This is a genomic window from Clostridium celatum (assembly GCF_021412605.1).
GTDB classification, from domain to species: Bacteria; Bacillota; Clostridia; order Clostridiales; family Clostridiaceae; genus Clostridium; species Clostridium celatum.
Window position 1 is genome coordinate 1 of the sequence record NZ_JAJKGM010000066.1, and the last position, 8,857, is coordinate 8,857.

7 protein-coding genes are annotated in these 8,857 nt (G+C 29.5%); all 7 read left to right on the forward strand.

Annotated elements, in window-relative coordinates; translation table 11 throughout:
- The first annotated feature begins 443 nt into the window (after window positions 1-443).
- The 7 genes from LPC13_RS16015 (at window position 444) to LPC13_RS16045 (ending at window position 8,730) form a co-directional block, all read left to right on the forward strand.
- Window positions 444-1,457, forward strand: coding sequence for a CAP domain-containing protein (locus LPC13_RS16015; protein WP_195245641.1), 1,014 nt, complete (start codon window positions 444-446; stop codon window positions 1,455-1,457).
- 140 nt (window positions 1,458-1,597) lie between these two features.
- On the forward strand, window positions 1,598-2,878 hold the full coding sequence (locus LPC13_RS16020) for a replication-associated recombination protein A (protein WP_005212039.1): 1,281 nt from the start codon (window positions 1,598-1,600) through the stop codon (window positions 2,876-2,878).
- Window positions 2,879-3,050: 172 nt separating this feature from the next.
- On the forward strand, window positions 3,051-3,500 hold the full coding sequence (locus LPC13_RS16025; protein WP_005212037.1) for an RrF2 family transcriptional regulator: 450 nt from the start codon (window positions 3,051-3,053) through the stop codon (window positions 3,498-3,500).
- 3 nt (window positions 3,501-3,503) lie between these two features.
- Entirely contained in the window at window positions 3,504-4,688 is a 1,185-nt protein-coding gene (nifS, locus tag LPC13_RS16030; RefSeq protein ID WP_005212035.1) for a cysteine desulfurase NifS, read from the forward strand.
- Window positions 4,689-4,690: 2 nt separating this feature from the next.
- Entirely contained in the window at window positions 4,691-5,134 is a 444-nt protein-coding gene (gene nifU, locus LPC13_RS16035; RefSeq protein ID WP_005212033.1) for a Fe-S cluster assembly scaffold protein NifU, read from the forward strand.
- Window positions 5,135-5,153: 19 nt separating this feature from the next.
- The gene (gene mnmA, locus LPC13_RS16040) at window positions 5,154-6,239 is read left to right on the forward strand and encodes a tRNA 2-thiouridine(34) synthase MnmA (protein ID WP_005212031.1); all 1,086 of its coding nucleotides are present in this window, start codon (window positions 5,154-5,156) and stop codon (window positions 6,237-6,239) included.
- 214 nt (window positions 6,240-6,453) lie between these two features.
- Complete coding sequence (locus tag LPC13_RS16045; RefSeq protein ID WP_005212030.1) at window positions 6,454-8,730, forward strand: hypothetical protein; 2,277 nt, start codon at window positions 6,454-6,456, stop codon at window positions 8,728-8,730.
- Window positions 8,731-8,857 lie beyond the last annotated feature (127 nt).

An 8,857-nucleotide genomic window follows, 5' to 3' on the forward strand; every position in this document is an offset into this window, starting at 1 on the left:
GCCGTGTACCAGACCGGTACGCACGGTGGTGTGAGAGGACGGAAAATAAAATAATTATTTTCCTCCTACTCGATTGTTAAAAAGACCTTTATTATTTCTAGACAGCTTTTTAAAATTAAGATATTAATATATGATTAATATTTCAAATGTAAAACTAGAAAGTAAGAATAATATACTAGGAAATTTATTGGATGGAATAATACGGAAAAAGTGTACAAGCTACTAATATACACAAATAGCTATAGGAATTTAATTCTATTTAAGGCCTCTAAAACTAATATAGTAATATATATGAATGTAAAGAATGAATCTACTATAAGTGTTATTAAGAAAATATGTTATAAATGTAAGTGACGACGTTAGTGAAAGTAAAAAGTACTTTAACTAATAAGATATTGAACTATAAAGATTGTAGTTCAAAAAAATAAAAAGGAGTGGTACAGATGAAGAATAAACTAATTGCCGTTATATTATCAACAGCTATACTAGGGGGAGTAGGTTCAGGAATTTTTAGCACGACTGCAAACGCGGCTACAAAAAAAGTGGACATACAGTCTAATAGTAATAATTCAGAAAAAATAAAAGTAGCATGTGGAAACATGTTATCAGTATCTAATCTACAAAGCGGTAGTAAAACTATTTTTATTAATAATAATAAAGTTACTTTTCATTGGTGGATTGGAACGTCTCAAAACAACAGTTCAAACAATGGTCAATGCAACAATGGAAATGCATCAGGAGATAATAATGTAGTTGGAGATAATACAGTGAATAAACCATCTACGGACAAGCCATCAACTGATAACAATAATAACAACAATAACAATAATAGTAACGATAATAATGGAGGAAGTAACATAGAAGAAAATCCAAATGAAAAACCAACAACACCTCCAACAGTAGATAAGCCATCAAATGATAATACTATACAAACACCATCAGTAGATGAAACGCCATCAGTAGATGAAACACCGTCAGTAGATGAAACGCCATCAGTAGATGAAACACCATCAATAGATAATGGAACAAATGATTCTGAAATATCAAATTCAAACTTTATGGCACAGGTAGAAGCTGCTATCTTTAATAGAGTAAATGAAGAAAGAGCAAAAGCAGGAGTACCAGCATTATCATATAACACTACTATGGAGAAATATGCAAGAATTAAATCTCAAGATATGGGAGATAATAATTACTTCAGTCACACAGATTTAAATGGAAATTATATTACAACTCAAATGAAAAATGATGGAGTAACATATAGTGCTTGGGGAGAAAATATTGCATATATAGGTGGAGTAACAGATCCAAATGTATTAGCAAATCAATTTATGAACAATTGGATGAATTCACAAGGACATAGAGAAAATATTTTATCAACTAAGTTCTCAAGTATTGGAGTAGGAGTTTATAAAATAGGAAATAAAGTTTACGCAACTCAAGAATTTTATAGATAATTAAATATATAAATGAATTATAAAAAAGGCTTGTACCAATATGGACAAGCCTTTTTAAATTGTATAAAAATAAACATTAAAATATTAAAAAAATAATTATTATGATATACTTTAAGCAATAATTATTTTGAGGTGAAAAGATGAAACCACTTGCTGATTTAATTAGACCAAGACAATTGAATGAGGTTTTTGGTCAACAACATATATTAGGTGAAAATAAAATTTTAGATAGAATAGTTAAAAGTGGACGTATATCTAATATGATATTTTATGGTCCACCAGGGGTAGGGAAGACTACTGTTGCAAATATAATAGCAGAAAAAGCAGGGAAAAGATTTTATAAATTAAATGCAACCAATGCATCATTAAAAGATATTCAGGAAATAACTAAAGAGTTAGATACATTTTTAGGAGTAAATGGAGTTGTCTTATATTTAGATGAGATACAAAATTTTAATAAGAAGCAGCAACAGTCTCTTTTAGAATATATAGAAGATGGAAGAATAACACTCATTGCATCAACTACAGAAAATCCGTATTTTTACATATTTAAGGCTTTACTTTCTAGATCAACAATATTTGAATTTAAACCAGTTGAAGAGGGAGAGATAAAAAAGGCTTTAAAAAGAGCAATTGAAATTAGAAGTAAAGATTATACTGAAATAAAACTGGATATAAAAGAAGAAGCTATAGATTATTTAGCTTCATATTGTAATGGTGATGTAAGAAAGGCTATAAATGGTTTAGAGGTAGCTTTAAATTCTACAAAGCCTAATAGTGATGGAGTTATATTAATTGATTTAGATGTAGCTCAAGATTCAACACAAAGTAAAGTTATTGCTTATGACAATGATGGAGATGCACATTATGATATATTAAGTGCATTTCAGAAATCAATTAGGGGAAGTGATGCAGATGCAGCTATCCACTATTTAGCAAGACTTATTAAAGCAGGAGATTTAATTTCTATTTGTAGAAGACTTCAAGTTATAGCATCAGAAGATATAGGGCTTGCATATCCACAAGCAAGTTTAATAGTAAAGTCATTAGTTGATTCTGCAAGAGAATTAGGATTTCCAGAAGCAAGAATACCTCTTGCAGAGGCAACTATTCTTTTAGCAACAAGTCCAAAATCAAATTCAGCTTATTTAGCTATAGATAGTGCATTGAGAGATTTAGAAAGTATGACAATAGGAGATATACCTATGCATTTAAAGGATGCACATTATAGTGGAGCTTGTAAAATGGGAAGAGGATTAGAATATAAATATCCTCATAGCTATCCTAACCATTATATAGAACAACAGTATTTGCCAGATAATATTAAAGATAGAACTTACTATCAGTATGGAGAAAATAAGTTTGAAAGAGCAACAAAAGAGTATTGGAAAAATGTTAAAAAGCTAAATAATATAGAATAATTAAATTTGATATTTTGTTTTATAAAACTCATTTTTAGGTAAATAGTAGTAGTATGAATAAATGGTAAAAATTTTTATAAAGTGAGAGTAAATCAAGGTTGACAAAAACAGAGTAAGTTAGTATGATATAAATATAAAGCAGAGCAAAAGACTCTGAATAAGGGGTGAGATTATGAAATTATCAACTAAAGGAAGATATGGAGTAAAAGCTATGGTTGAATTAGCTATCCATTATGGAGATTCTCCCCTATCAATAAAAACTATTTCTCAGAGACAAGGTATATCTGAATATTATTTAGAACAGTTATTTTCTCCACTTAGAAAAGCGAAACTTATAAATAGTATAAGAGGAGCTCAAGGTGGTTATGTATTAGGAAGAGAGCCTAAGGATATAAAAGTTTCGGATATAATGTATGTATTAGAAGGACCTATAGAAATTGCAGATTGTATTGAAGGGGTAGCTTGTGATAATGTTGATTGTTGTGCAACAAGACTTTTATGGACGAAAATTAAAAATAGTATAGATGAAGTTATGGAAGGGGTAACCCTACAAGATATAGTAGATGACTACAATAGAATTAAAGAAAGAAATGAGTCTTTAACTTTAAAGAGGAGTGAATAAAAAATGAAAACAGTATACATGGATTATGCGGCTACGACTTATGTAAAACCAGAGGTTTTAGAAGAAATGATGCCTTATTTTACAGAAAAGTTTGGTAACCCATCATCTTTTTATGGAATATCAAGAGAAACAAAGATGGCAATAGATAAAGCAAGAGGGCAAGTAGCAAAAGCTTTAAACTGTGATATTAATGAAGTTTACTTCACAGGGGGAGGCTCTGAGTCTGATAACTGGGCAATAAAAGGTATTGCATCAGCACATAGAAAAAAAGGAAATCATATAATAACTACTAAGATAGAGCATCATGCAGTTCTTCATACATGTGAGTATTTAGAAAAGAATGGCTTTGATGTAACGTATTTAGATGTTAATGAAGAAGGATTTATAGATTTAGAAGAGTTAAAAAATGCAATAACAGATAAAACTATTTTAGTATCAATTATGTTTGCAAATAATGAAATTGGAACAATACAACCAATTAAAGAAATAGGTGAAATTTGTAGAGAAAGAAAGATATTCTTCCATACAGATGCAGTTCAAGCAGTTGGAAATGTTCCAGTAGATGTTAAAGAAATGAATATAGATCTTTTATCTTTAGCTGGACATAAAATATATGGGCCTAAGGGAATCGGTGTTTTATACATAAGAAAAGGAATAAAGATTGACAACTTAATCCACGGTGGTGGTCAAGAAAGAGCTAGAAGAGCTGGAACTGAAAATATAGCCTCTGTTGTTGGATTAGGTAAAGCTATAGAGTTAGCAACTGAGGATTTACAAGGACATATGGAAAGACTATCTGTTCTTAGAGATAAACTTATAGATGGAATATTAGAAAGAGTACCATATTCATATTTAAATGGACCAAGAGGAGATAAGAGATTACCTGGTAATGTTAATGTAAGATTTACTTATATAGAAGGAGAATCTATATTATTATCATTAGATTTTGAAGGAATATGTGCTTCAAGTGGAAGTGCATGTACATCAGGATCATTAGATCCATCGCATGTGCTTTTAGCAATAGGCTTACCACATGAATTAGCACATGGATCACTAAGATTAACACTAGGTGATGGATCAACAGAAGAAGATGTTGACTATGTTTTAGAAGTATTACCTGGAATTATACAAAGAATAAGAAATATGTCACCATTATGGAGTGATTTTGTTAAGAAGGGAGAAAAATAATTATGATATATACAGATAAGGTTATGGACCATTTTAGAAACCCAAGAAATGTAGGAGAAATTGAAGACGCAAATGGTATTGGAGAAGTTGGAAATGCTAAATGCGGTGATATAATGAGAGTTTATTTAAAAGTTGAAGATAACATTATTAAAGATGTTAAGTTCCAAACTTTTGGATGTGGATCAGCTATAGCTTCATCATCAATGGCTACAGAAATGATTAAAGGTAAGTCATTAGAAGAAGCTTGGGAATTATCAAATAAGGCTGTTGCTGAAGCGCTAGATGGACTTCCACCAGTAAAAATGCATTGTTCAGTATTAGCAGAAGAAGCTATACACAAAGCAATCAATGATTATAGAAAAAATGCTGGATTAAGCACAGAAGGTTGGGAATTCGAAGAAACAGATCATGATGAATTACATGATGCAGTACACGGACACGAATAAAATTTAAGGTGTGGATTTAATGGAAAAGAAAAAGAAGGTAGTAATAGGTATGAGTGGCGGAGTTGATAGCTCCGTTGCTGCTTACCTTTTAAAAGAACAAGGCTATGATGTAATTGGTGTTACAATGCAAATATGGCAAGAAGACAATGAATATACAGAAAGAGAAGGTGGATGTTGTTCACTTTCAGCTGTAGATGATGCAAGAAGAGTTGCAAATAAAATAGGTATACCATTTTATGTAATGAACTTTAGAGATAGCTTTAAAGAAAAGGTTATTGACTACTTTGTTCAAGAATACATAGATGGAAAAACTCCAAATCCATGTATAGCATGTAATAAGCATTTAAAATTTGATGAGCTTTTAAGAAAAGCACAAGGAATTGGAGCAGATTATGTTGCAACAGGTCATTATGCTAAAATTGAAAAGAATGAAGATGGAAGATATCTTTTAATTCGTTCAGATGATGATAGAAAAGACCAAACTTATGCATTATATAACTTTACACAAGAGCAATTAGCACATACTTTAATGCCTTGTGGAGAGTATACTAAAGATAGAATAAGAGAAATAGCTAAAGAAATAGGATTAGCTGTTCATAATAAGAAAGATAGTGAAGAAATCTGTTTTATACCAGATAATAATCATGGAAGATACATAAGTGAAGCAAGACCTTTAGAAGTAGTTCCAGGAAATTTTGTTGATAAAAATGGAAATGTTTTAGGTAAGCATAAGGGAATAGTATATTATACAATTGGTCAAAGAAAAGGTTTAGGATTAGCACTTGGAAGACCAGTATTTGTTACAGATATAAACCCAAGAACTAATGAAGTTGTAATAGGACCAGAGGAAGACATATTTAAAACAGATTTAGTTGCTAAAGATGTAAACTTTATTCCATTTGATAAGTTAGAAGAGCCAATTACTGTTGAAGCTAAGGTTAGATATTCAGGAAGACCAGCAGAGGCAATAATTTCACCTTTAAAAGATGGAAAAGTTAAAGTAAGCTTTAAGGAAAAACAAAGAGCTATAACAAAAGGGCAATCAGTAGTATTCTACCAAGGAAACGTAGTTGTTGGTGGAGGAATAATTGCTGGCATAATATAAAAATTAAAAGTCATGGTTAATAACTATGACTTTTTTTATTGAATTAATTATATCAAGTATAAACTTTATGTAGAATATAATTTTATCCACCATCAATTATCGAATGTAATGTATCTAATAAGTTATCAAAAAGATTATTCTAAGATTTTAAAAAATCTAATATATTGTATCAAATGAATTGATTTAATATTAACATAATTGAAGGAGGGTTCTATTGAGACAATATAGAATTGAGAAGGAAGGGCAAATAGATTTTTTTAAAACCTTTAGAATAGACTATGAAAACAATAATGTATTGATTGAAAATACAGATGGAGTTTGGAATGGAAATTTATTAGAATTCAAATTAAATATTACTGATGTTAGTAAAACATTATTGCAAGCAATTAAATATTTATCTAAATTGAGAGTTAAGGGAATATCTGTACCAGCTAATATACTTTTGATATCTCTTAATGAAAGAATATGCTATATTTTTAAGAGTCAAGATTATTTTGATGATATTCATAAAATATATTATGGACCTGCTAGTAAAAACAATGATGGTTTTATTATAACTAAATCATATGTAAAAATAATTGATTATTCAAAACAATATGGACAAGCAGAGATGATTCAAATTCTTAGAATAAAAAATCATATGCCTATTAATATTGATGAAAATTGCATAGTAGGATGGGCCGAAAGATATTATAATGAAAATCCTAATGCTCATAAAGGAGATTTTCTTGGAGATTTAGAAGGACTGATAAAAATCATTGGAGAAATCCGACAACCTAAGCATTTTGAAGGTCATATATTACCGTATAAAGGTAAAACAAATGAGAAATTTAAATATTTAATGGATAAATTAAACGATGACTTAAATAAAAAGAATTTAGGAGCTTTTTATACACCAAAGTTATATTGTGAAAAAGCGGCAGAGTTGCTTAGAAAGGCTATAGAAAGAGTTCCTAAAGGTAATGATTATATTATTATAGATAGATGTGCTGGAACAGGTAATTTAGAAGCAATTTTAACTGATGAAGAGCTATCACATTGTATTTTATCTACATATGAATATTATGAGTATAAGGTTCTTTGTGAGAGACTTTCAGATAAAGTAAGATTTATTATACCACCAATAGAAACTGACGAAACTTACGATAAAGGGTTTGTTAAAAATGCAAATGCTCTTAGTAAAGATTATGTATATAATGAGCTAATTCAAAAATACATCAAAGATAACAAGTGTACAATAATTCTTTTTGAGAATCCTCCATATGCAGAAACTACATCGATAGAACACCAAAAAAAGAGTAAATCTAAAACATCATCTATATGGAAGAAAAGTTTTGTTGTAGAAGAAATGAAAAAGGAAGTAAAAGGTGTTGCAACAAATGATTTAGGAAATGCATTTATATGGTCTGCTTTCAAATATTATTTGAGACAAACAACAGATAGTTATATAGTTTTTTCACCTGTAAAGTATTGGAAGGTTCAACATTTAATTTCTAAAAAATTATTAGATGGGTACGCTTTCAATAGAAAACATTTTCATACAAGTATAAATGCATGTATTATGGTTGCATTATGGACTAATGAGGACTGTTTAACGCAACTATCTTTTGTATTAAAAGCTTATGACATAAAGGATAATGAGCTAGTTTGTTGTGATAATCTTGATGTTAAAAAGATTTTCACTAAATATAGCAATATTTATTATGATAAAAGAAAACTAACAACTGAAACAGAAACAGGTATATTAGTTGGCTTAAATGGACTTGAAGCACCTAATAATGTTAAAAAAAGTTTAAAGCCCTTGTATGATGAAAATATTATTGGATATCTTGTGGCTGATAGCTCAGGTTTTGATAATCCAGATAATGTATCAAGTTTATTGATTGCTGGAAGATATAATGGTCATGGCTTTTTTCTAAGAAAAGATAATTATTTGGAAAAACTTCCTATATTTGCAGCAAGCCGCTATATTAGATATAATACGAGCTGGACCGAAAGAACTAGGGTTATGAAATCAGCAGATGGTTCAGAACGATTTTTTAAACATATTGCTACATCAAAAGGTAAACAAGATTTACTGAAAATACTGCTATTTTGCACATTAGAAAGTCAAAATCATATGAGAAGTTTTATAGGAAGCAATGGTATATTCTATAAAAATGAAATATGTCTTGATACAACTAATGGAGAAACTATTGTAAGCATGGACTTAAATAACTTAAAAGTAAATGATACAGAGAAAACATTGATAGATTTATGGAATAAAATATTATATAAAGCTAAATTAACTTCAAATTACAATGCTGAGTTAACATATGGAATTTATCAAATAAAAGATGAATTAAATACACATCATAAAAATGAATTAGGGGAAACCGTATATGATTATCCTATGCTTAATGGAGATATCTCTACATTAACATCTTTAGTTAAATGTTATTATTTAAAGGAAATAGTACCATTTTTATTTAAATACGAATTTTTAAAATAAACTATTAATATTATAAGATTAAAAAAGATTGATAAATTATATTCATCAATCTTTTTTTTGTGTGTGCCCAGCATGGGCAACAACTTGACGGTGAAAGTCCGTTGTGGGCTTGGTAGTGGGAACCACT